The sequence below is a fragment of the Curtobacterium subtropicum genome (assembly GCF_030362975.1).
Taxonomy (GTDB): Bacteria; Actinomycetota; Actinomycetes; order Actinomycetales; family Microbacteriaceae; genus Curtobacterium; species Curtobacterium subtropicum.
Map to the genome: position 1 here is coordinate 283,912 of NZ_JAUCMM010000001.1, position 21,157 is coordinate 305,068.

Sequence of the window (21,157 nt, forward strand, 5' to 3'; positions counted from 1 at the left end):
CGCCCCACCGTACCAACGCGCCGGACGCCGCCGACCCCGACCGTCGGCGCGTCCGCCCGGGCTCCGGTACCGAACCGGTCACAGGGTCACGAATTGACCACGAAGCGCGCACGGGTGTACCCCGGAGCGGACTCGTTCCGTATCATTCACCAGGGCACGACGGAGTGTTCACCACATGGAAACCTGCTCGGACGGGCTCCGCCGTGGCCGCTCGTCCCCCTCGCGAAGGTGCAGGATGCGCACGCTCACGGCGAACTCCGAACCGGTGCGAGCACACTCGACGAGGCCCGCCCGTGCCCCACGCGGCGCGCGGGCGGACACCAGAAGGGACCAGCATGACCACGCAGATCGTCATCCTCGCAGCGGGGATGGGCAGCCGGCTCGGCCGCAGCCTGCCGAAGCCGCTCACCGAACTCAGCGACGGCCGCACCATCATGCAGCAGCAGTTCGACAACATCCGGGCGGCGTTCGGCTCGAGCGCGCGCGTCACGATCGTCGTCGGCTACAAGTCGGAGTACATCGTCGAGGCGTTCCCCGAGGCGAACTTCGTCTACAACGAGTCGTACGACTCCACGAACACGTCGAAGAGCCTGCTGCGCGCGCTCAAGGCCACCGGCAAGAGCGGTGTCCTCTGGATGAACGGTGACGTCGTCTTCGACCCGCGTGCCCTCGTCCGCGCCGCCGACATGATGGACCAGGACCGCTCCTTCGTCAGCGTCAACACCGAGAAGGTGTCCGACGAAGAGGTCAAGTACACCGTCGACGCCCAGGGCTGCATCAAGGAGCTCTCGAAGCGGGTCGTGGGTGGGCTCGGCGAGGCCGTCGGCATCAACTACGTCTCCTCGCGTGACAAGCAGGCGCTCATCCGCCAGCTCGGCCGCGTCGACGACCAGGAGTACTTCGAGGGCGGCATCGAGGCTGCCATCGCCGAGGACGGGCTACGCTGGTCGCCGATCGACATCTCCGACCTGTACGCGGTCGAGATCGACTTCGCCGAGGACCTCGAGCGCGCGAACGACCTGTTCGCCTGAACCACCGTCAGGACCCCCTCGGCGGATCCGCCCGGAGGGAAGCCGTGACCACAGCGAGTGCGCCGACCGCGCCCGCGACGACCGCATCGACGGCGCCGCGGAGCGCCGGTCGGCGCTACCGTCAGGCGCTCTGGCTGCTGACCGTGCGCGACCTCCGTGTCCGGTACTCGACGTCCGCGCTCGGGTACCTGTGGTCGATCCTCGACCCGCTGGTGATGTCGGCGATCTACTGGTTCGTCTTCACCCAGGTGTTCCACCGTGGGTCGGTCGGTGAGGAACCGTACATCGTCTTCCTGCTGTCGGCGCTGCTGCCGTGGATGTGGTTCACCGGCGCCGTGTCGGACTCCACGCGGGCCTTCACCAAGGAAGCGAAGCTGATCCGGTCGACGACGATCCCACGGAGCATCTGGGTCGCCCGGGTGAACGCGTCGAAGGGCATCGAGTTCCTGCTGAGCCTGCCGGTGCTCGCGGTGTTCGCGATCGCCACCGGTGCGCACCTGCACTGGGAACTCGCGCTCTACCCCCTGGCCATCGTGCTGCAGGCGGCGCTGGTCTACGGACTCGGCCTGATCGTCGCCCCGCTGGTGGTGTTCTTCCGTGACCTGGAACGCGCCGTGAAGCTCGTGCTGCGCTTCCTCTTCTACGCATCGCCGATCATCTACGGCACGCAGGCGCTCCCGGAGCGGCTGCACGACATCGCCGCGCTGAACCCGCTCAGCGGCATCTTCGGCATCTACCGCTCCGCGTTCTTCCCCGGTCAGCTCGACTGGAGAGAGGTCGGCGTGTCGGTCCTCGTCACCGCCGTGGTGCTCGGGGTCGGACTGGTCGTGTTCCGCCGGAGCGAGCACCGTGTCCTGAAGGAGCTGTGATGACCGCCACCGACTCCACCGCGCCGTCGACGACCGTGGCCCCCGTGATCTCGGTCCGGGACGCCGGCATCCGCTTCAAGCGCAACCGCCGGGCGAGCCGGAGCTTCAAGGACCTGTTCGCCGGCAGCAACCGGCGGAAGCGCGCAGACGAGTTCTGGGCGCTCCGCAACGTGTCCTTCGACGTGCGCCCGGGCGAGGCGATCGGCGTCGTCGGGCGCAACGGCCAGGGCAAGTCCACCCTGCTGAAGCTCGTCGCGCAGGTCATGCTGCCGGACGAGGGTCGCGTCCGCGTGGACGCCGGGGTCGCGCCGCTCATCGAGATCACCGGCGGCTTCGTCGGTGACCTCACGGTCCGTGACAACGTGTACCTGACGGCCGGCCTGCACGGGATGTCCCGGTCGGAGATCCGCGACGCGTTCGACGAGATCATCGACTTCGCCGAGATCGGGGACTTCGTCGACACCCCCTACAAGCACCTGTCGAGCGGCATGAAGGTGCGCATCGCCTTCGCCGTGATCTCCCGGTTGGACGAACCCGTCATCCTGGTCGACGAGGTGCTGGCGGTGGGCGACAAGAGCTTCCGCGAGAAGTGCTACAAGCGCATCGAGGAACTGCTGGCCGGTGGCCGGACGCTGTTCTTCGTCTCGCACAGCGACAAGGACCTGCGCCGGTTCTGCGACCGAGGGCTCTACCTCGACAAGGGGCGGCTGCAGCTCGACGACACGATCGAGGCAGCGCTCGCGCGGTACGAGGCGGACCACGGGGCCTGAGCCCCCTCCTCCACACCAGGGGCCCGCCGTCCCCTCCTCCACAAGCAGTCGTCCCGGACGGCTCCCCCGGGCCCCCGACGTCGGCCCCTCCCCCTACCGTGACCCGCATGCACCACCCACCCACGGCCTACGCAGTCCCGTTCACCGTCGACCGCTCCGGAGCACCACGTCGCTACGACCTGGTGAACACCGGCCCCGAGCCCCTGCACGCGATCTCCTTGACGCACCTCGGCAGCGGCTACTGCCCGCCGCTCGCGGTGAACCGTCTCGACCCGGGGCGGTCCCTGTCGATCGCGGTGTTCGGCGCCGATCCCGAGCAGACCGGCATCGTGGTCGTCCGGTGGCGGCGCCCGGACCGGTCGGAGTACCTGTGGCGCATGTCCCTGGTCGGCGACCGCCTCGTGGGGCTCGCCTCGTGACGTCGCTCGCCGGGTCAGGCCTCGCCGCGCTCCACGGCGACCTCGTGCCAGCGCATCACGAGTCGGTCCACGGCGGCGTGCAGCCGACTCGTCGCGACACCCGGCGTGGTGTCACCGAAGTACCGCTCGACCCAGTGCCGGAGCTTCGCGAGCTGCTCGGCGTCGTTCGCAGCGGCGTCCACCCGCGCGACGATGTCCGCGGCGTCCTCGGCGAGCAGCCAGTCCGCGTCGCCGAGGTACCCGCGCTCGTCCACGTCCGCGTCGGGCGCTGCCGGACGCGCCACGATCAGGGGCTTGCCGACGGCCAGCCGGTCGTAGATCATCGCGCTGATGTCGGTGACCGCGACGTCGGCGTCCGCGAGCTGCCACCCGAGCTGCGGCCCGTCGTCGTACACGTGGTGGGCCGACGGGTCGGCGGCGTTCGCGGCGGCGATGGCGGCGACGATGCGCTCGTGCGCCGACCGGTAGTCCTGGTCGAGCACGCCGCTCCGGGGGTGCGGGCGGTACACCAACCGGTGCCGACCCGTCGCGAGCAGGTGCTCGGCGAGGACGACCCCGTGCGACGCGATCGACCCGTACGCGGCGGCGGCGCGGTCACCCTCCCACGTCGGTGCGTAGAGCACCACGGTGCGGTCGTCCTGCGGGTACGGCACCGCACCGGCGAAGTGGTCGGCCTGCGGACGGCCGATGGCGATCGTGCGGCCGTCGACGTCGTAGTCCCAGAGCGCTGCACGCAGGCGGTCCCGTGCCGCGTCACCCGCGATGAGGGCGTAGTCGTACGCCTTGAACTGGTTGGTCGTCATGTACATCTTGTCGCTCTCGCCGTGGTTGACGAAGACGTGCCACATGCGCCCGTACCGCATCATCTGGAAGTTGCGGGCGTTCTGGTTGACGTACAGGACGATCTTCGGTGCCTGCTCCTCGACGAAGCGCTCGAGGTCGACGACCTGACGGGCGTACACCGCGGGGACGGGCGACTCGTCGAGCAGCGTCGTCATCGTGCCGGGGCTGCGCGAGACGATGGCGACCGGGTGCTCGCGGGCGAGTTCCGCCAGGGGCGCGTACCACTGGCGGATCTGGTACATGTTCACCGGGCCGTCGGCGAAGTAGACCGCGAGCTCGACCGACCGGGGCGGCAGCTGCGGAGCACCGGGCAGGCGACGGTCGAGCTCCCGTCGGTTCTGCCGCGAACGCAGGAGGCGGCGGGCGAGACGGATGGCGGTCCGGACGTCCTTGGTGATCGGCATGGTGGTCCTCAGGCTACGGGCGGTTGCTGTGCGGGCTCCTCGGTGGCACGGTCGGCGGCGGGGACGACCTCGACCGCTGCGACACCAAGCGCTGCGACACCGACGGGGCTGCGGAGCCCCGTGTCGAACGTCGCGGCGGGATCAGACGACGGGTGGGCGACCGGCGAGCGTCATCCGGGCGATCGTCAGCCACCCCATGGGCCGGGTCGGACCGCAGTCCGCCGTCCAGCCCTCGCCGACGCCGGCGAACCAGGTCCGCAGACGCACCGGATGCCGCCACCAGCGGGCGACCTGGATCGCGGCCCACGATCCGACGTAGAGCGGTCGCAGTGGTGCCGGCAGGTTGCGCCGCGCCAGGAACACACGGTTGCGCGCGTTCAGGCGGATGTACTCGGCATGCCGGGCGGGATCGATCGCCGGGTGGTGCGCGACCAGGTCGCCGGCGTACCACGCACGTCGACCGGCGTCCCACACGCGCCACGCGAGCTCGATGCCCTCGTGCGCGTAGAAGTACGGCGCTCCCCAGCCGCCGACGGCACGGTAGACGTCCATCGGCAGGAGCACGGCGCCCTCCCACACCGAGAACACCGGCGACGAGTCCGTCGCGTCGCCCTTGCGGATCCGCGGTACCCAACGGCGGGGGTTCGCAGAGCCGCTCGGGTCGACGACCCGCGGCTGCACGAGGCCGAGCGACGGGTCGCCGTCGAGGAGCGCCACGGCGTCACGCAGGAAGGTCGGCGACGGGATCGACGCGTCGTCGTCGAGGAAGAACACGTGGTCGCCGTCGACGACCTCGGCCCCGGCGTTCCGTCCGGCGGGGATCCCGACGTTCTCCGGCAGGGCGAGTGCACGGACGCCCTCCGGCAGCCCGGTCGGTGCCCAGCCGTTGCCGACGCACACCACGTCGAGCTCGACGTCCTGCTGCGCGAGCACGCTGTCCAGGCCGCGGCGGAGGTCGTCCGGCCGGGTGCCCTGGGACAGGCTCACCACGGCGATGCGCGGTCGCACCCGGCGCGGCGAAGCGTTCCGTCGAGCGGTGCCCGGGGTCACGGCCGAGTGCTGGCCCTGCGGCACGTCGGAGGCCGGTCCGGTCATGCGCGCACCCGCTTCGACGACATGATGGCGACGAAGTGACCGGCCGTGGCCAGGACCGCGAGCGGCAGCAGCACCCCGACCAGGATCCGGTCCGCCAGCGGGTCACCGATCACGAGCCCGAGCAGGGCGAGGACGAACGCCAGGATCGTGAGCTCGACCGAGTGGTACAGGCGGTGGAAGGGCAGGAAGCGCGCGGCACGGCGGAGGGTCGCCAGGCGTCGACCGGAGGGCGCGGTGCCCGCGTCGCGACGGTCGACGAGCTTCTCGAGGCCCGCGTTCGCCCGGGCGACGTGGACCATGTCGTTGAGCGCCTTGTTGAGCACGATCACGAGGCCGAGCGCACAGCCGATCGTCGTCCACATCCAGTCCCCACCGTGGATCGGCCAGGTCGCCGCACGGACCCCGAGCGCGATCGGGATGAGCCCCTCGGTGGTGTAGTGCCCGACCTTGTCGAGGAACACCCCGGCCGGCGACCGGGTGCCGCGCCAGCGGGCCACCTCACCGTCACAGCAGTCCACGAGCATCTGCAGTTGGCCGAGCACGAGTGCGAGCAGCGCACCCCAGATGCCGGGGATCAGCAGCGCAGCGGCGACGCTCCACCCGACCAGGATCATCAGGCCGGTCACCTGGTTCGCCGACACGCGGGTCTTCAGCAGCAGCCAGGTCAGGTACGGCGAGACGTCGCGCAGGTAGAGCGATGCGGTCCAGTGCTCGGCGTTCGCGCGCGAGCGGACCTCGTCGGGTTGGGCGACCGCGCGGAGCTCCGCGATGGAGGTCGGTCGGGTCGCGCCGCGGCCGGTGGTGTCGTCGGTCAAGGGGTCAGGTCACCGTCCCGTGTGCGTGGTCAGCTCGGAGGTCCGGGTCAGGAACCCGATGATGAAGCCGATGCCCCAGCCGACGTGGATGCACGGCAGCACCACGATCAGCCACAGCATGGTGGAGAGCCCGGAGCGCCGCGCCACGGCGACGGCACCGAGCACGACGAAGAGCAGGTAGACCGCGGGGACGACGAAGCCGAGGCAGGCCCAGGCAACCGGGGAGCCGAGTGCGGCGCCGACGATCCCGACGATGCCCGCGAAGATCCCGAGCGCCATCGCCACGACCATCGCCGGCGGGACGAAGTACCGCACGCCGTTGTTCGCGGGGAACCGGCGCGCGAGCTCACCGCGCCACAGTCCCGTCGCGACGAACTGCCGGACGAGTCGGCGCAGGCTCGGACGCGGGCGGTAGGTGACGACGAGCTCCGGGGTGAACCACACCGTGCCGCCGGTCTGGCGCAGCCGGCGGTTCAGCTCCCAGTCCTGGCCGCGCTTGATGCCCTCGTCGAAGAGCCCGACCTCGAAGAGCCGGTCGCGTCGGAACACCCCGAGGTACGCCGTCTCGGCCGGTCCGGCCTTGCCGCCGACGTGGTGCGGTGTCCCACCGAGACCGACCCGGCTGCCGTAGGCGTGCGCGACGGCACGCTCGAACGGTGTCCGTCCCTCGGCGTGCATGATCCCGCCGACGTTGTCCGCGCCGGACTCGAGCAGCACCCGCACGGCGATCCGCGTGTAGTCGGACGGCAGGACGGAGTGGGCGTCGACCCGGATCACGATCGGGTGCACCGACGCGCGGATGGCGACGTTCAGCCCGGCGGGCGTGGACCCGACGGGGTTCTCGATCGCCCGCACCCGCGGATCGGCGGCGCTCATCTCGGCGACGAGTTCGTTCGTCCCGTCGATCGACGGACCGAGCGCGAGGATGACCTCGAACGGCCCCTCGTAGTCCTGGTCGAGCAGGCTCCCGACCGCGGCACGCACCTCGGTGACCTCGTTGAGCACCGGCATCACGTACGAGACCCCCGGCAGGGGCTGTCCGTCTGTCTGCATGCGGTCCTCGGGGTCGTGGCTGGTGCGCGGAGCGCACCGCGGACCGGCACCGCCCCGGAGAGCAGCCATGAGCCTATCAAGCGGCAGGAGCGCTCACCTGCGTCACGGCCGTGCGGCCGGACGCGCCCGTCGGCGGACGAGCACCACACGACGGACGGGAGGCACGGTGCCAGCCGGCACCGCGCCTCCCGTCCGTCGTCCGTCGCGTCAGCTCTTGTACGTCCCGAGCGTGACGTCGGCCTCGCGCGTCTGACCGTCGCGGATGTAGGTGATCGTCGTCTTCGCACCACCGGCGAAGAAGCGGACCTGCGCGGTCAGGTCGGTGGCGTCCGCCACCGACGCCGAGCCGATCTTCGTCACGACGTCGCCCTTCTGCAGACCGGCGTTCGCCGCTGCCCCACCGGAGGACACCGACTTGATGAGCGCGCCCGTCTGGGTGGCGTTCGCGTCCTCGGAGGCGTCACCGACGGTGGCACCGAGCAGACCGTGCGTGGCGGAACCGTTCTCACGGATCTCGTTCGCGACGCGCTCCACCAGGTTCGACGGGATGGCGAACCCGACACCGATGCTGCCGGACTGCGAGTCCGACGACTGCGAGCTGCCGGCGCTCGCGATGGCGACGTTGATGCCGATCAGCTTGCCCTTCGAGTCGAGCAGGGCACCACCCGAGTTGCCGGGGTTGATCGACGCGTCGGTCTGGATCACGGGCAGCGAGACCGTCGTCGAGGTGGACGACCCTCCGTTGCCCGGGAACTCGAAGGGGCTGTCGCCGTTGCCGCCCTCGTTCGAGTCGCCGCCCTGGTTGGGGGCGCTCGAGGCGACCTGGATGCTGCGGTTGAGGGTCGAGACGATGCCGTCGGTGACGGTGTTCGACAGGCCGAGCGGCGCACCGATCGCGACCGCGGTGTCGCCGACGTTGAGGTCGGACGAGTCCGCGAACGAGATCGGCTTGGTGCCGGTCGCGTCGATCTTGATGACCGCGAGGTCCACCGTCGGGTCCGTGCCGACGAGCTTCGCCGGGTAGATCCTGCCGTCGGACGTCGTCACCGTGATGGTGCCGTTCGCGCTGTCACCGTCGAGGGTCACCACGTGGGTGTTCGTGACGATGTAGCCGTCCTTCGTGAAGAAGACGCCGGAACCGGTGCCGCCCGCGGAGCCGGAGGACACGTTGATCGTCACGACCGACGGCGTCGCCTGCGCGGCGACGGCGGTCACGACGGTGGCGTTGTTGTAGTCGTTGACCGTGAGGTTGCCGCCGCTCTGCGACGAGCCCGAACCGATCACGGTCGTGCCGGTCTGGGACGCTCCCGCGGCCCAGCCTGCACCACCACCGACCAGGCCGGCGAGCACCAGGCCCGCGACGATCGGCAGGACGAGCTTGTTGCGGCCGTTCCTGCCGTCGGTGCTCGTGGCGGCGCCCGCGGCGCTCCCGGTCGCTGCGCCGGCGGCGGCACCGCCGAAGTAGTGACCGTTGCGCTGGTTCGAGCCGTCGACGTCGCCGAAGGCGCTGGCGGATGAGGGCGCCTGGGCGGACCCGGGGTACGGCGCGCTCTGCGGGGCGGCGTACTGCGACGTGCCCTGTGCGTACTCGCCGTACCGGGGACGGTCGTACTGGCTCTGGCCGTACTCGCTCTGGCCCTGGCCGTACTGGCCCTGGCCGTACGGGCTCTGACTCTGGCCGTACGGGGTCTGGCTCTGGCCGTACGGGGTCTGGCTCTGGCCGTACGGGGTCTGGCTCTGGCCGTACTGGTCTTGGCCGTACTGGTGCTGGCTCTGGTCGTACTGGTGCTGGCTCTGGCCGTACTGGTGCTGGCTCTGGCCGTACTGGCTCTGGCTCTGGCCGTACTGCTGGCCCTGGCCGTACTGACCCTGACCGGAACCGCTCGCCGCCGCCTGCCCGTGGTGCGCGTTGTCGGAGCCGTAGGGGCTGGCCTGATGGTCGGACCCACTGCTGTCACCGTCGATGGTCGGGTACGGGGCGGTGTAGCGGTCCGTCGCGGTGTCGGTCCCCGTGGGGATGACGTCGGTCTCGTCGGCGTGGGCGTGGTCGATCACGTCGGTGTGGTCGTGGTCCGCTCGGCGGACGGCGGGCTGCCCGAAGACGTCCTGCGTCGACGTGCCCTCACCGGAGGTGTCGCGCGAGGCGTCCTCGGCTGCGGCCCGGTGGTCGGTGTCCTGGGGGCGGTTCTCGTCGCCCTGGCCGTGAGGCGTGGTGTCGGTCATGCTGGACGTGCTCCTTTCAAGCTCCTGCAGTCTTCCGCGTCCACCTGTGCGGTGCTCCTGGCGGGGCTGCAAGCGACCTATGGCGATCTTATGCGTGGGCTGTGGAAGTGCTCCCGGTCCCGCGACGGATCGTGACGTGTCGAGGCCAGGCCACTGCGCCGTCCTACTAGGTTGGGGTCCTCCAGGGCGTCGATCTGCGCCCGGCGCACCGGAGGGACCCACCATGCACCGCACCGGACCCTGGCTCCGCGCAGCTGAGGGGGCGATGCTGCTCGGCCCCGACGGCGTCCCCGCCCCGACGGTCTTCGCCGAGATGAGCGCACTCGCTGCGGCGACCGGAGCGATCAACCTCGGACAGGGGTTCCCCGACCAGGACGGCCCGGTCGAGGTGCTCGACGCTGCGGTCGAGGCGATCCGCCGCGGGGTGAACCAGTACCCGCCCGGCCGCGGGGCGCCCGAGCTCCGCGAGGCGATCGCGGAGCACCAGGCCCACTGGTACGGCCTGTCCGTCGAGCCGGACCGCGAGGTCCTCGTCACCGCGGGCGCGACCGAAGCCCTCGCCGCGACGCTGCTCGCGTTCGTCGAACCCGGCGACGAGGTGGTCACCTTCGAACCCTTCTACGACGCCTACGGCGCGCTGATCCGTCTCGCCGGGGGCACGCACGTGACGGTCCCCCTCACCGCTCCGGACTTCCTGCCGGACGAGGACACCCTGCGTGCCGCCTTCTCCGACCGCACGCGGATCGTGCTCGTGAACACGCCGCACAACCCCACCGGCCGGGTGCTCCCCCGCGAGGTCCTGGCGACCGTGCTCGAGCTCGCCGAGCGCCACGACGCCCTCGTCGTCACGGACGAGGTCTACGAACACCTGACCTTCAGCACTCCGCACGTCCCCGTCGCGACCCTGCCCGGCGCTGCGGACCGGACGATCACGATCTCGAGTGCTGGCAAGACCTTCAGCACCACCGGCTGGAAGGTCGGTTGGCTCACGGCTGCCCCCGCGCTCGTCGAGGCCGTGGTCTCGGTCAAGCAGTACCTGACGTTCGTGAACGGTGCCCCGTTCCAGCCCGCGGTCGCGACCGGACTCCGACTGCCCGACGAGGTCTACCACGGCATCGCCCGCGAGCTCTCCGAGAAGCACGACCTGCTCGCGGCCGGACTCCGTTCCGCTGGCTTCGACGTGATGCGTCCCGACGGGGGCTACTTCGTCCTGGCGGACACCGCACCGCTCGGGTACGACGACGCTCGCGCGTTCTGCCTCCGCCTCCCCGAGCTCGCCGGCGTGGTGGGCGTCCCGGTGTCGGCGTTCGTCCGACCCGAGCGAGCGGCGGGCTACCGGTCGCTCGTGCGCTTCGCCTTCTGCAAGCGACGTGACGTGCTCGCCGAGGCAGCCACGCGGCTCGCAGCGCTCTCCCCCGCACGCTGACGCTGACTGCCCCGGACGGACACGGGTCCGACTCCCCGGGAGCCCTTCCGAGCGCCCGTGGTGCCACGCCCCCGCGAGGCCGAGCTGCAGCTCCTGCCGTCCCCGCGAGCGGGCCTTTCCCGTGCTGATCAGACGGTCGCCCTGCCCGCTTCCGCCCGCTCGTCGCTCCCCCGAGGTCCCGCCCTCCTGTCCCGACCCCCGAGCGGGCACGACCTGCTCCCCGCGCCTCGCACGAGCACCGATTCCGCCCGCCCGACGACACCCCGCCCAGCCGGACCGACCAGCACCACCACGAACGGGCGGAATCAGCTCGAGACGCGGACGATCCACCTGCGCCTTCCGCCCGCCCGACGACACCCCGAACAGCCGGACCGACCAGCACCACCACGAACGGGCGGAACCGGCTCGAGACGGACGATCCACCTGCGCCTTCCGCCCGCTCGACGACACCCCGAACAGCCGGACCGACCAGCACCACCACGAACGGGCGGAAACGGCTCAGGACAGACGATCAGCCTGCGCCTTCCGCCCGCTCGGGACCGAGACGGGGACGGGGACGGGGACGGGACCGGGACCAGTGACGGGAACGGCGACGCGCGCGGCAACCGCAGCGCGGGCGGGAACCGCGGCGAGCGCGCGACGGTCAGCGCGGGTGGACGTCGAAGCGGCGGAGCGCGAGCGAGGGGTTGACGGCTCGCACCGCCTCGGTGGTCGCAGTGTCGATCGTCGCGACGACGGTCCCCGCACTCGCCCCGGCAGCGGCGACCGCGACGCCGGACGGGTCGATCACGACGGACCCGCCGATGCCGATCGGTCCGGTCTGCCCCACCCCGACGACCCAGACGGTGTTCTCGATCGCACGGGCGGTCAGCAGTGTGCGCCAGTGAAGTTCCTTCCCGGGACCGCGCACCCACTCCGCCGGCAGCACGACGACGTCCGCTGCGCCGATCTCCGGTGCGGCGAGTCGCCGGGTGACCTCGGGGAACCGCAGGTCGTAGCAGGTCTCGAGTCCGATGCGCAGCCCGCCGAGCTCGAAGACCGGCAGCTGGTCGGCGCCGCCGGACTCGATGCGGTCGGACTCCCTCGAGCCGAACGCGTCGTACAGGTGCACCTTCCGGTATGTCGCGGCGATCGACCCGTCGGCCAGCACCGCGACCAGGGTGTTCCGGAACCGCCCGTTCGTCTCCGCCGTCTCGGCGACCCCGACCACGAGTGCGATCGCGTGCTGCCGCGCGATGTCCCGCAGGCCGCTGACGAAGGGACCGTCGAGCGGCTCCGCTGCGGCGACGAAGCGGTCGTCGAGGTCCGCGCTGAAGTACGAGGTGTACTCGGGCGTCACAAGGAGGTCGGCACCGCGCTCGGCGGCGTCCTCGGCGGCCGCCTGCACGGTCCGGAGGTTGGCCGCGGCGTCGTCCACGGGTGCGAACTGGGCGGCGGCGACGGTGAGGGTGGCCATGCTCCGAGCGTAGCCACGCACCGACACGGCACGACCTGCTGCACAGGAACGACGAAGGCCCCGATCCGACTGGACCGGGGCCTTCGTTGTGACGCTTGGTTGCGGGGGCAGGATTTGAACCTACGACCTCTGGGTTATGAGCCCAGCGAGCTACCGAACTGCTCCACCCCGCGGCACATCCAATAGCCTACACACCCCCGTGGCGGGGCACAAATCGAGTGCCCCGCCACGGCGTGTCAGTTGCCGTTCTCGGCTTCGGTCGCGGCCTCGATGGCGTCCTGCAGGCGCTTGTCCGCCTCGGCCGCGGCGACCAGGTCGTTCTCGGCGTAGGCCTGCTGGCGGTCCTGCAGCGCCCTGCGCGCCTCGGCGAGCGCCTGCTCGAGCGCCTGGTTCCCCGACCCGCTCGACGAGCCGGCCGACCCACCGGACGCAGAGCCCGAGTCGCTCGATGAGCCCGAACCCGACGAGCCCGAGTCGGACGAGCCGGTTCCCGAGTCGGACGAGCCGGTTCCCGAGTCGGACGAGCCCGAACCGGTCGAACCCGACCCCTCCGCGGCACCCTGGTCACCGGCAGCGGCCCCGGAGTTGCCGTCGAACAGCTCGTTCAACGCCTGGTCGAGCGTGTCCTCGAACGCGATCTTGTCGCCGAACGCCACGAGCACCTTCTGCAGCAGCGGGTACGAACCACTCGAGGTCGACTGGACGTAGACGGGCTGCACGTAGAGGAACCCGCCACCGACCGGCAGCGTGAGCAGGTTGCCCTGCTTCACGGTCGAGTTGCCGCGCTTCAGGATGTTGAGCTCCTGCGACACGGTGGTGTCACCGTTGAAGAGGCTCTGCACCTGCGCCGGACCGGGGATGTTGTCGGTCTTCGGCATCGTCAGCAGCGTGAGCTTGCCGTAGTTCGCCGCCTTCTCGCCCTTGCCGGCACCGCCCGCATCGGAGTCGACCGCCAGGTAGCCCGTCAGCACGTTGCGGTTGTTCGCTCCCGCCGACTGCTGCGGGATGTACGTCGTGTACAGCGAGTACGCGGTGTCCTGCCCCGGCACCTTCATCGTCAGGTAGTACGGGTCCTGCAGGTTGCCCTGCGACGGCGTGGTCCTCGTGCCGAGCGCGTTCGTCGTCGTCTGCGACACCGTGTCGGTGTTCGCCTCGGAGTCGTTGGTGCCCGTGGTCGTCTCCTGCGGCGTGTTCCACGCGTCGTCACCCGAGTAGAACGAGTTCGCGTTGGTCACGTGGTACGTGCCGAGGATCGCACGCTGCACCTTGAACAGGTCGGTCGGGTAGCGCACGTGGTCGAGGAGCTCGGCGCTCATCTGCGACACCGGCTCGGTCGTCGACGGGAAGATCTTCTGCCACGTCTTGAGCACCGGGTCCTGGGTGTCCCACGCGTAGAGCGTCACCTTGCCCGTGTACGCGTCGACGGTCGCCTTGACCGAGTTGCGCATGTAGTTCACCTGGTCGGTGCTGAACGCCGACGAGTCCGTGCCCGCGACCGTGTCCGAGAGGCTCTGGCTCTGCGAGTACGGGTACGCGTCGCTCGTCGTGTAGCCGTCCACGATCCACTGGATGCGGTGGTCGACGATCGCCGGGTAGGCGTCACTGTCGAGCTTCAGGTACGGGGCGACCTTCTGCACGCGCTGGATCGGGTCGCGGTCGTAGAGGATCTGCGAGTCGCGGTTCACCGCGTCCGACAGGAGGATCTGCTCGGACTGGAACTTCGCGGCGTAGACGAGGCGGTTGAAGAACCCGCCGAGGCTCGGTCCGCCGTTGCCCTGGTACGTCGTCGTGGCGTTGCCGCCGTCGCTGTCGTCCGAACCGGCGGGGTAGTCGAGCTCGATGTTCTTCGAGCCCTCGGGGCCACCGACGATCGAGTAGGGCGGCGAGGTCTCGCCGAAGTAGACGCGCTCCTGGTAGTTGCCGAGCTTGCCGTTGGACGGGATGCCCGATTCGAGGAACACCGGCTTGCCGTCACTCGCCCGCTGGTTGCCGTACGCCGCCGTGACGCCGAAGCCGTGCGTGTAGACGAACGTCCGGTTGTACTGGGTGTTCGCCTGCGAGCTGAGGCCCGCGAGGTCGATGTCGCGGACCGCGATCACGGTGTCCTCGGTCTGGCCGTCGATGTCGTAGCGGTCGACGTCCAGCTGGTCCGGGAACTGGTAGTACTGCCGGTACTGCTGCAGCTGGCTGAAGGTGTCCGAGACGATCTTGGGGTCGATCAGACGGATGTTCGCCGTGGTCTGGGCGTCCTGTGCCAGGGCGCCCGAGCTCGCCTCGGTCGTCGCGTCGTAGTTCTGCTCCTCGACCCCGCTCACGCCGTACGCGTCGCGGGTGGCCTTGATGTTCCGCTCGATGTACGCGGACTCGTACGTGCGCTCGGACGGCTTCACCTGGATGCGCTGGATGATCCACGGGTAGACGCCGCCGATGACGATCGCCGCGACGAGCAGCAGCCCGGTGCCGACGATCGAGATGCGCCAGCGGCCGATGACCGCGGTGACGATGAACAGGACCGCGACGATCGCCGCGATGCCGGCCATGATCTCGCGCCCGGGGATGACGGCGTTGACGTCGGTGTACTGCGCACCCGTGATGAGCGGGTTGTCCTTCGTCAGCGCGGCGTACTGGTCGAGCCACAGGCTCACGGCCTGCAGCGCCACGTAGACGGCCGCGGTGACGGCGAGCTGGATGCGCGCGGCCTTGGAGATGCGGACCTCGCGTCCGCCGAAGCGCAGGGCCCCGTACAGGTAGGTCGCGGCGAGCGCGGCGATGCCGGCGATGAGCACGACCGCCGACGAGTACGCCACGATCGAGCGCCAGAACGGCAGCTCGAAGACGTAGAATCCGATGTCGAGACCGAACTGCGGGTCCTTCTTGCCGAACGACGTCCGGTTGAAGTACTCGAGCACCATGCTCCAACGGCCCGCGGTCGCGAGCCCGGCGAACAGGCCGAGGACGACCGGGATGCCGATCATCACCGCGCGGCGCAGCGGCTCGATGACCTGCTGGTAGCGGTCGAGCTGCGAGTTGAGCTTCGCGTAGACGGGGCGGAACCGGAAGGCGAGCGCGATGCTCACGTACACCGGCACGGCCATGCCGAGGAACCCGGCCACGAACATGAGCGTGGCCGCGATCCAGCGCGTGGTGAGGACCTGCTGGAAGCCGAGCTGCGCGAACCACGCGTAGTCGGTGTACAGGCTGGCGAAGATGAAGAAGCCGATCACCAGTGCGGCCAGCACGATGATCGTGACCACGATCGGGACCCGCGGCGAACGCCGCCCAGCAGGGCCCGAGGTGGACGAGGTTGTCGTCACTTGATGTGCTCCAGACGTGTCGGACCGGCGGGCCCGGCACGGCGGGCCGTCAGTGCACCGATCCTATTGGTCCGGACCGACAGCGAAACTGTGCGGGGACTCAGGAAGGCGGGCCGCGCCTCCCGACCGGTCAGCCTGGAGGCACGACCCGCGCCGTGCGCGCACGTCGCGACACCGGGTCGGCCGGCTCAGGAGCCGCAGCGCGCCAGTCCGGCGGTGCTCTTCCCCGACGCGATCGTCTGCAGGTCGGTGACGGCCTGGTCGAGCGTGGCGACCTTGTAGACGTCGAGCCCGTCGGGGACGTGCCCGACGACCTCGTCGCAGTTGTCGGCAGGTGCGAGGAAGACGGTCGCGCCGGCGTCCTTCGCGCCGTAGAGCTTCTGTCGGATGCCGCCGATCGGGCCGACCTCGCCGTCGGCGGTGATCGTGCCGGTCCCCGCCACGTGCTCCCCACCGTTGAGCTCGCCCGGCGTCAGCTCGTCGATGATCCCGAGCGCGAACATCATGCCGGCCGAGGGGCCGCCGACGTCCTGCAGCGCGATCTTCACGTCGAAGGGGAAGTCGTACCGCTCGGTGACGCCGACCCCGAGGAGCGGGGTGCCCTGCTCCGCGCGCGGGGTGACGTCGACCTGGCGGCTCGTGCCGTCCCGCTCGATCGTCACGGTCGCGGGCGACGAGGTGCCGTGCTTCGCGACGGCGGCGCGCAGGGTGCCGGCGTCGACGTTCGTCGTGAGCTGCTCACCGTCGAACGCCGTGATGACGTCACCCTTCCGGATGGTGCCGTCCGCTGCGGACCCGGGCTGCACGGAGCCGACCTCGAGCCGGGTCGGCAGGTCGTAGCCCTGGTGGATCAGCGCCGCGGCGACCGCCGACTGCTGCGACGACTGCATGTCCGCGGCGTCCTGCTGGTTCACCTGCTCGGTGGTGGTGCCCTCTGGGTAGATCGCACTCGCCGGGATCACCGCTTCCGAGCGCGAGAACAGCGCACGGATCACGCTCCCCCACGACGGTCGGTTCGTCGCGTCCCCCTGGATGCCGACGGTGAGCATGTCGAGGGCACCGGAGGTCGGGTACGTCTCCGCCCCGTCGATCTGGATGAGTTCGACGTCCTTCGCGTCCTTCCCCTGGCCCTGCCGCTGCGTGCCGATCGTGTTGTAGACCGGGCCCGGCACCTCGATCAGGTACGGGCTGGGCAGGAAGCTCGCCAGGAGCGCGAGCACCACGGCCCCGATGACGAACGCCCAGCCCACCGTGCGCGAACGGGAGCGGCGGCGGGGCGCGGGGGCGAAGAGGGTCACGGACGTCCTTCCACGGGGCGGTTCGCCCGCGTGTTCGCGGGCTGTTCGCCCTCGGCGCAGCGGTCCTGGTGCCCCCTCGGGAGCATCCCAGGCGCGGCCCCGTGAGCAGCGGTTAGCGTAGTCGTCATGCCTGATCAACCGCAGCCGGGGCCGGACGACGACTTCCAGGAGATGCTGCGCAAGCTGCTCTCCGGAGAGGGACAGATCGACCCGTCGCAGCTCGCGGGCGCCGCGGGGCTGCCGAACGACCCGGCGTTCGTGGCGAACCTGATGAGCCAGCTCCAGCGCGCGGCGCAGTCGGGCGGGGACGGCATCGACTTCTCGGTCGCGTCCGAGCGGGCGACCGCGATCGCCCGCGACGGCGGCCACCCGGTGGACCCCGCGACCGCCCAGGCGTCGGACCAGGCCTTCCAGGTCGCCGCGCTGTGGCTGGACGAGGCCACCAGCGTCCCCGAGCTGACGGCGACACCGAGCCTCTACACGCGCGAGCAGTGGGCGAAGGCGACGACCCCGGTGTGGGCGCAGATCGCCGAGCCGGTGGCACTGAGCATCTCGAACGCCCTGACCGAGGCGATCGAGCAGCGTGCGCCGGAGCAGCTCAAGGCGATGCTCGGCGACGTCTCGAAGGCGATGCGCGGCGTCGGCGGCGCCCTCTTCGCCATCCAGCTCGGCCAGGTGGTCGGGCAGCTGTCGAAGGAGGTCGTCTCCGGCGGTGACGTGGGCGTGCCGCTCCTCGACGAGCAGGTCGCGGCGCTGCTGCCGCAGAACGTGGCGGACTTCGCCGAGGGCCTCGACGTCCCCGAGGACGAGGTCCGCATCTACCTGGCCGTCCGCGAGCTCGCACACGCCCGGCTGTTCCGGTCGGCGCGGTGGCTGCGACTGCACATCATCTCGTCGATCACCGACTACGCGCGCGGGATCCACATCCCGTTCGACCGCGTCGAGGAGCTCGCGTCGGAGATCGATCCCACGAACCAGGAGCAGCTCCGGGACGCGCTCGCGTCCGGCGCGCTCATCCCGCCGCGCACGCCCGAGCAGGAGGCCGCGCTCGGCCGGCTCGAGACGATGCTCGCGCTCGTCGAGGGCTGGGTCGACACGGTCACCGCAGCGGCGACCGTGCGGCTGCCGAAGTCCGACGCGATCGCCGAGATGGTCCGCCGTCGCCGTGCGGCGGGTGGTCCGGCGGAGTCCGCCTTCGCGACCCTCGTCGGCCTCGAACTCCGTCCCCGCCGACTGCGCGAGGCCGCGGCGCTCTGGCAGCGGGTCACCGAGGAGCTCGGCGCCGAGGAACGCGACGCACTCTGGTCGCACTTCGACGCCGTACCGACCTCCGAGGACGTCGACGACCCGGAGGCCTTCGTGCTGCGGCTGCGCAACCCCGGTCGCTCGGCCGACGACGACGCGTTCGACAAGGCACTCGAGGACCTGCTCAACGACGCCTCCGGTGACCGTCCGCGCGAGGACGAGCACGGCGGGATCGAGGACGAGGGCGACCGCCCTGCGGACGACGGCCCTGCGGACGACGGGACGGCGGGCGGCGACTCCCCCGGTGCCGGGCCCCGCTAGTTCTCCACAGATCGCGGGGACCGGTCCCACGGGGCCGGTCACCTGCGACACGGTGGGTGCATGGGCATCCGCATCGACCCCACGCTCGAGTTCGTCTGGCGTGACCCGGGGACCGTCCAGCTCGGCGTCGACCCGCCGCGTGCGGTCGTCCCGGTGCCGACCGTGGCCGAGGAACGCTTCCTCTGCGCGCTGCGGGGGGAGACCAGCCGCGACGCCCTGACCGCCCTCGCCGCCACGACCGGGTGCCGGCCCGAGGTCGCGGCCCGCGTGCTCGGGGACGCCTCCCCCGCGGTCGTCGACGTCCTGCCCGAGCCGCTCGCCCGGGTCGAGGTGCACGGCGACGGGGCCCTCGCCGACGTGGTCGCCGACATGCTCTCGGGCGAGGGCGTCACCGTCGCCCGGACCGCCGCACCCCGCGGTGGACCGATCGTGCTGCCCGACCCGCCGCCGTCGATCGCGGTGGTCGTCGCCGACCACGTCGTCGACCCGGCGCTCCGGTCGGCGTGGGCGCGGCGAGGGGCCCCGCACCTCTCGCTCGTCGTCGGCGACGGACGGGTCCGGCTCGGGCCGGTGGTCGTCCCGGGCGACGGACCCTGCCTGCAGTGCGTCGAGTACGCCCGCGTGGACGAGGACCCGGCGTGGCCGACGCTCGCCGCGCAGGTCTGGGGCCGCCCCGCCGCGCCGCTGTCGCCGTGGCGTCTCGCCGCGATCGCGTCGGCCGCGGTGCGGGTGCTCGTGCAGCGCCTGCCCCTGCGGACGCAGCAGCCCGGGACCGATCAGGTCGTGTTCGACCGGGACGACCTCGCGGTCAGCCTGCGGCCGGTGGCACCGCACCCGAGGTGTGCGTGTCGAGCGCTGCCAGGAACCGACTCGGCGCCCGGGCACCCCCGCGCGTGGAACCCTGCCGTGACCACGTGACGGTGACCGAACGGCGCGCGCGGGTCAGTCCGACGTAGAAGAGTCGGCGTTCCTCGTCGACCTCGGCATCGGTCGTGGCGTGCGAGATGGGCAGGAGCCCCTCGGCAGCGCCGACGACGACGACGTGCGGCCACTCGAGGCCCTTCGACGAGTGCAGCGTGGCCAGGGTGACGGCGTCGAGCTCCGGCTCGTGGTGCGTCGCCGCACGGTCGACCAGGTCCTGCGTGAACTGCTGCATGGTCGTCCCGGCGGGCGACGCCTCGGCCAGGCCCATGATCGCCTGCAGCGCCTCCCACTGGTCGCGGACCGCTCCGGTGCCGTCCGGCGGCGTCGGCGTCCAGCCGCTCAGCTGGAGCACGAGCCCGACGCGACGGGTGAGTTCGTCGTCGGTCTGCCGCACGGCCTCGCCGCGCATGTGGTGCACCGCGAGCTTCACCTCGGGCCGGTCGAAGAACCGCGTGCCGCCCTGCACCCGGTACGGGATGCCGGCGCGGCCGAGCGCGGACTCCAGCGCGGCGGACTGCGCTCCGACGCGGTACAGCACCGCGCAGTCCCCGAACGCCGCTCCCGCCGCCACGAGTCCCCCGATGTGCCGGGCCACGGTCTGGGCCTCGTCGCCGTCGTGCACGCACGGCAGCACCTCGGGCTCCGGGCCTCGGTCCGAGGACTGCGCCACGAGGTCGAGCGCGCCGGGCTGCCCACGCATCAGGGTGTTCGCAGCGTGCACGACCTCGGGCGTCGACCGGTAGTTGCGCTCGAGTCGCAGCACGGAGCCGCGCGGGAACTCCGAGCCGAAGCCCAGCAGGTACCGGCTCGATGCACCCGCGAAGGAGTAGATCGTCTGGCTGGCATCGCCGACCACGCACACGTCGTCGCGGCCGCCGAGCCACGCGCGGAGCAGGTCGTGCTGCACCGGGGAGACGTCCTGGTACTCGTCCACGACGAAGAACCGGTACTGCTGTCGGACGTACGAGGCGACCCGCGGTTCGGACTCGACCATGCCGAGCGTCGCCAGCAGGACGTCCTCGAAGTCGAGCTGTCGGCGGTCGTCCTTGAGCTGCTCGTACGCCTTCATCAGGTCGACCACACGCCGGGGTGGGGTGTCGCGCGGCATCACCCGGTCGGCGGCGGCGGCCTCGTACTCGTCGTAGGTGAGCATCTGCACCTTGCGCCACTCGACTTCGGCGGCGAGGTCACGGAGCACCGGGGTGTCGACGTGGATCCCGACCGTGTCGGCAGCGTGCGCGATGACCCGGCCCTTGGACTCGACGATGCGCGGTGCGTGTCCGCCGACGGTGTCCGGCCAGAAGTAACTGAGCTGCGCCATGGCCGCGGCGTGGAAGGTGCGCGCCTGGACCGTCCCGGCGCCGAGGGCGCGCAGTCGTGACCGGAGCTCCCCGGCAGCACGGGTCGTGAAGGTCAGCGCGAGCACGTGGTTGGGCGAGTACGTGCCCGTCGCCACCCCGTACGCGATCCGGTGGGTGATCGCCCGGGTCTTGCCGGTCCCCGCACCGGCGAGCACCGCGACGGGGCCGAGCAGCGTCCTGGCGACGGTCTGCTGCTCGGCGTCGAGCGCGGCCAGCAGCTCGTCCGGCGACGGCGGCCGCACGGGCGGGGCACCGGTCGCCGCACCGGGGCCCGTCCCCGCGCCGGTGCC

16 protein-coding genes and 1 tRNA gene are annotated in these 21,157 nt (G+C 71.2%); 7 read left to right on the forward strand and 10 right to left on the reverse strand.

Annotated features, from left to right (window positions below):
* Positions 1-335: 335 nt before the first annotated feature.
* The 4 genes from QUG98_RS01300 to QUG98_RS01315 all read left to right on the forward strand — a co-directional run bounded on the left by QUG98_RS01300 (position 336) and on the right by QUG98_RS01315 (position 3,089).
* Positions 336-1,031 carry a phosphocholine cytidylyltransferase family protein gene (locus tag QUG98_RS01300; RefSeq protein WP_058728890.1) on the forward strand — a complete coding sequence of 232 codons (696 nt, stop codon included), beginning with the start codon at positions 336-338 and terminating at the stop codon, positions 1,029-1,031.
* Positions 1,032-1,075: 44 nt separating this feature from the next.
* Positions 1,076-1,900 carry an ABC transporter permease gene (locus tag QUG98_RS01305; protein WP_289468841.1) on the forward strand — a complete coding sequence of 275 codons (825 nt, stop codon included), beginning with the start codon at positions 1,076-1,078 and terminating at the stop codon, positions 1,898-1,900.
* Positions 1,900-2,670 carry an ABC transporter ATP-binding protein gene (locus tag QUG98_RS01310; protein WP_202596876.1) on the forward strand — a complete coding sequence of 257 codons (771 nt, stop codon included), beginning with the start codon at positions 1,900-1,902 and terminating at the stop codon, positions 2,668-2,670. Before QUG98_RS01305 ends, QUG98_RS01310 begins: the two co-directional genes overlap by 1 nt.
* 107 nt (positions 2,671-2,777) lie before the next feature.
* Positions 2,778-3,089 (forward strand): hypothetical protein, encoded by a 312-nt coding sequence (locus QUG98_RS01315; RefSeq protein ID WP_289468842.1) that lies wholly within the window; start codon positions 2,778-2,780, stop codon positions 3,087-3,089.
* A 14-nt stretch (positions 3,090-3,103) separates the two neighbouring features.
* Here the strand turns inward: QUG98_RS01315 and QUG98_RS01320 are convergent, their stop codons facing one another.
* From QUG98_RS01320 to QUG98_RS01340, 5 genes are all read right to left on the reverse strand, one after another.
* On the reverse strand, positions 3,104-4,336 hold the full coding sequence (locus QUG98_RS01320; protein WP_289468843.1) for a CDP-glycerol glycerophosphotransferase family protein: 1,233 nt from the start codon (positions 4,334-4,336) through the stop codon (positions 3,104-3,106).
* Positions 4,337-4,477: 141 nt separating this feature from the next.
* Entirely contained in the window at positions 4,478-5,431 is a 954-nt protein-coding gene (locus tag QUG98_RS01325; RefSeq protein ID WP_289468844.1) for a glycosyltransferase family 2 protein, read from the reverse strand.
* Entirely contained in the window at positions 5,428-6,246 is an 819-nt protein-coding gene (locus tag QUG98_RS01330) for a CDP-alcohol phosphatidyltransferase family protein (protein WP_289468845.1), read from the reverse strand. The genes QUG98_RS01325 and QUG98_RS01330 overlap by 4 nt, the downstream gene beginning before the upstream one ends.
* A gap of 9 nt (positions 6,247-6,255) precedes the next feature.
* Complete coding sequence (locus tag QUG98_RS01335) at positions 6,256-7,299, reverse strand: glycosyltransferase family 2 protein (RefSeq protein WP_289468846.1); 1,044 nt, start codon at positions 7,297-7,299, stop codon at positions 6,256-6,258.
* Between the two features lie 207 nt (positions 7,300-7,506).
* The gene (locus tag QUG98_RS01340; protein WP_289468847.1) at positions 7,507-9,522 is read right to left on the reverse strand and encodes a S1C family serine protease; all 2,016 of its coding nucleotides are present in this window, start codon (positions 9,520-9,522) and stop codon (positions 7,507-7,509) included.
* Positions 9,523-9,745: 223 nt separating this feature from the next.
* Here QUG98_RS01340 and QUG98_RS01345 point away from each other — a divergent pair, with 223 nt between their 5' ends.
* A complete protein-coding gene (locus QUG98_RS01345; RefSeq protein ID WP_289468848.1) occupies positions 9,746-10,948 on the forward strand; it encodes an aminotransferase class I/II-fold pyridoxal phosphate-dependent enzyme in 1,203 nt (400 codons plus the stop codon).
* Positions 10,949-11,591: 643 nt separating this feature from the next.
* On the opposite strand, the gene QUG98_RS01350 is transcribed toward QUG98_RS01345, so the two are convergent.
* From QUG98_RS01350 to QUG98_RS01365, 4 genes are all read right to left on the reverse strand, one after another.
* Positions 11,592-12,404: a carbon-nitrogen hydrolase family protein gene (locus QUG98_RS01350; RefSeq protein WP_289468849.1), complete on the reverse strand. Its 813-nt coding sequence runs from the start codon at positions 12,402-12,404 to the stop codon at positions 11,592-11,594.
* A gap of 96 nt (positions 12,405-12,500) precedes the next feature.
* Positions 12,501-12,577, reverse strand: a tRNA-Met gene (locus QUG98_RS01355).
* A 63-nt stretch (positions 12,578-12,640) separates the two neighbouring features.
* Entirely contained in the window at positions 12,641-15,658 is a 3,018-nt protein-coding gene (locus tag QUG98_RS01360; RefSeq protein ID WP_289468850.1) for a UPF0182 family membrane protein, read from the reverse strand.
* A 248-nt stretch (positions 15,659-15,906) separates the two neighbouring features.
* Positions 15,907-17,016, reverse strand: a complete 1,110-nt coding sequence (locus QUG98_RS01365) for a YlbL family protein (protein WP_289468851.1) — start codon at positions 17,014-17,016, stop codon at positions 15,907-15,909.
* A 126-nt stretch (positions 17,017-17,142) separates the two neighbouring features.
* Between QUG98_RS01365 and QUG98_RS01370 the strand changes: the two genes are divergently transcribed.
* Positions 17,143-18,582: a zinc-dependent metalloprotease gene (locus QUG98_RS01370; RefSeq protein WP_289468852.1), complete on the forward strand. Its 1,440-nt coding sequence runs from the start codon at positions 17,143-17,145 to the stop codon at positions 18,580-18,582.
* Between the two features lie 60 nt (positions 18,583-18,642).
* Positions 18,643-19,500, forward strand: coding sequence for a TOMM precursor leader peptide-binding protein (locus QUG98_RS01375; protein ID WP_289468853.1), 858 nt, complete (start codon positions 18,643-18,645; stop codon positions 19,498-19,500).
* Here QUG98_RS01375 and QUG98_RS01380 read toward each other — a convergent pair.
* A complete protein-coding gene (locus QUG98_RS01380) occupies positions 19,391-21,109 on the reverse strand; it encodes an ATP-dependent helicase (protein WP_434533410.1) in 1,719 nt (572 codons plus the stop codon). The genes QUG98_RS01375 and QUG98_RS01380 overlap by 110 nt on opposite strands.
* Between the last annotated feature and the right edge of the window lie 48 nt (positions 21,110-21,157).